This is a genomic window from Mycobacterium sp. (genome assembly GCF_019247615.1).
Taxonomy (GTDB): domain Bacteria; phylum Actinomycetota; class Actinomycetes; order Mycobacteriales; family Mycobacteriaceae; genus Mycobacterium.
Window position 1 is genome coordinate 1 of record NZ_JAFBAT010000312.1, and the last position, 2,476, is coordinate 2,476.

The window sequence follows — 2,476 nt, forward strand, 5'->3', positions numbered from 1 at the left end:
GCAAACGACCGATCCCGGCCACAATCTGCCTGGCCAGACGACGCACCAACGTCCTCTACGCCCTCATCCGCGACAACCGCACCTGGCAACCCGGCTCACCCCAAATCACCGAGACGGCGGCTTGACTTCTTCATTGAGAGTCCTTTCCGGTACCACCGGCGAAAAATTAAGCGTCGGTTGAAGTGAGCTTCCCAACCAAGGGAGGGAACTGCGGCGGCCGCTTCTCGAGGAAGCTGGTGATCCCTTCGATGACGTCCGGGCGCGGCATCGCCTCGTGCAGCAGCACCTCGGCGCGCGACGTGGCGTCCACGACGTCGCGAGTGGCGTCGCCGTAAACCTGCCGTTTGATCACCGCCATCGAGGCCGGCGAGCAGTTGCGCGCGATGTCCTCCGCGTACTCCAGGGCGCGGCTCAGCAGATCTTCGGGCGCGACGACCTCTTTGACGAGGCCCAGCTCGGCCGCCTCCTCGGCGAGGAAGGTGCGCCCGCTCAACAACAGGTCGAGGGCGACCCCCCAACTGGTCAGCCGCGGAAGTATCCAGGAGATGCCGAATTCGGCGATCAGCCCGCGGCGGGCGAACACCGCGGCGAACTTGGCGCCCGCGGCCGCGAACCGGACGTCGCACATGAGCGCCTGGGTCAGGCCGATGCCGACGCAGGCTCCGTTGATGGCCGCGATGACGGGCTTGCGCAGGGTGGTCACGAAGTGAGGTGGGCGCTCGCCGACCAACGCGGCCAGGTCGGTCTGGGCCGCCTTCTCCATCGTCTCGCCGTAGGTCGGCGCCGCACTAGGCGCGCCCAGATACGCGCCCGCGCAGAACCCCTTGCCCCGACCGGTCACCACGATCACCCGGACGTCCGGATCCTGTTCGGCACGGTCGATCCCGGCATAGAACGCTGCGGCGATGTCGGGGCCCCAGGCGTTGAGGCGATCCGGACGGTTGAAGGTCAGGATCGCGACGCCGCTAGCCGTGGCCTCATAGAGCACAGCTTCCTCGGAAGCACCGTCGCTACCGGACATCTGCCGCGGCACCTCCTCACCCTTGACCACCGGATCCCCACCGACTTTGTACGCATACTGTATACCTATCGGTAGCGCATTCCACAACTGTCTCCGCGGGCGGCTGCAACCCGATCCAGCAGCGATCTTCCAGCCGCCGAACCGTCACCCGCCCGATGGCCGAAGGTGCTTGTCGATCTTGGCTTTCCGGTCACCCGGCCGTCACCTAAAGGGGCGCCCGCCGCCGATCACACCCAGAGTGAGCATGCCCCAACCATTCGTTAGGCGAGTAGCAATCACCCCTATGCCCGTCGCGGGCGTTTGAAATGGCGATCCGGCGGGTTATCGATGACGCGTGAAGACAACGTTGAGAGCGCTTGTTCACCGCCTTCGCCAGGCCCGCGCGGCGGTGCTGCGGGCCCAGCTGGCGCTGACGGGCGCGCAAATCCTGTTCTGGGCGGCGCTGATCGGTGCTCCCGTCGCTCTCGCGCTGCGGGCGCGACAACGCCGAATGCGACCCGAGGTCCCGACGTCGGGTGACGCGCCGGCGCTGGTCAACTGAGGCTGTGGCGCGCGCCACTTCGCAACATGTTTGCGTCGGCCCCGGGACTGGGAAGCCTAGCAGTCAAGCCATCGATCGGGAGGGAGATGTAATGGTGGACACCAAGAGCGGTCCAGTCGAGCTCGTGAGGGGCGTCGTCGAGGATGTCCTCGGAAGGACCAAGCAGGTCATCGGGATCATCATCGGCAACGATGACCTGACCAAGGAGGGCAAGGCCCAGCAGGACAAGGCGCAGGCGCAGCGCGACGCCGGCCGCAAGGAAGCCGAGGCCGAAAAGGCCCGTGTCAAGGCCAAGGCCGAGGAGGCCCGCGAGCGGGCCGAGCAGTAGCACGTCAGCGAGAGGGCCCGGTCACATGGTGGCCGGGCCTTCTTGACCCGCAAGTACTTCGGCGGTGCGCTACCCCGCGATCAGGCCGAGACGGTGGTAGGCGTTCTCGATCTGCGCCTTGGCCTCCGGCGGCAACTGCGCCTGCGGCGGCCGGGAATGCGGGTACGCGCCGATCGGCAGCCCTAGCACCGAGGCGGCGTACTTGAAGGCACCGCCCCAGTGGGTGAAGTAGTCGGGCCGCCCGGGGTAACACGTCCACCACGACCCGACGTCGAGGTCGAACTGGTCCATGCCGGATTCGCGTCCGTAGTCCATCGCCTCGATCAGCTTGTCGCTCTGGACCAAATCCCAGTATTCCGAGAACAATCGACGCTCGGGCGTCTCGAACAGGTAGCCGGCGGTGCCCAATTGCGCCGGGCAGACGATGCCGGCACGCAACCACCCGGCGCGGTACACGGTCCTATCGCATTCCCAGACCACCAGGTCGGGCGCCAACTCGTGCAGCCGCCGGCTCGCCTCCGGCCGGAACGCGCCCTCCTTGGTGGCGCACACGGCGGGCACCTCGTCGTAGATCCGCGCGCTTTCG

Annotated in this window: 3 protein-coding genes and 1 pseudogene; 2 read left to right on the top strand and 2 right to left on the bottom strand. The window is 67.0% G+C overall.

The window, feature by feature from the left end; all coding sequences use genetic code 11:
* Positions 1-166 precede the first annotated feature (166 nt).
* Positions 167-1,021: an enoyl-CoA hydratase gene (locus tag JO059_RS21780; RefSeq protein WP_293322617.1), complete on the bottom strand. Its 855-nt coding sequence runs from the start codon at positions 1,019-1,021 to the stop codon at positions 167-169.
* A 346-nt stretch (positions 1,022-1,367) separates the two neighbouring features.
* On the opposite strand from JO059_RS21780, the gene JO059_RS21785 reads away from it, so the two are divergent.
* Entirely contained in the window at positions 1,368-1,562 is a 195-nt protein-coding gene (locus JO059_RS21785) for a hypothetical protein (RefSeq protein ID WP_293322620.1), read from the top strand.
* Between the two features lie 91 nt (positions 1,563-1,653).
* Positions 1,654-1,890, top strand: a complete 237-nt coding sequence (locus JO059_RS21790) for a CsbD family protein (RefSeq protein ID WP_293322622.1) — start codon at positions 1,654-1,656, stop codon at positions 1,888-1,890.
* Between the two features lie 69 nt (positions 1,891-1,959).
* Here the strand turns inward: JO059_RS21790 and JO059_RS21795 are convergent.
* Positions 1,960-2,476, bottom strand: a pseudogene (locus tag JO059_RS21795) (dihydrodipicolinate synthase family protein); the annotation flags it as partial.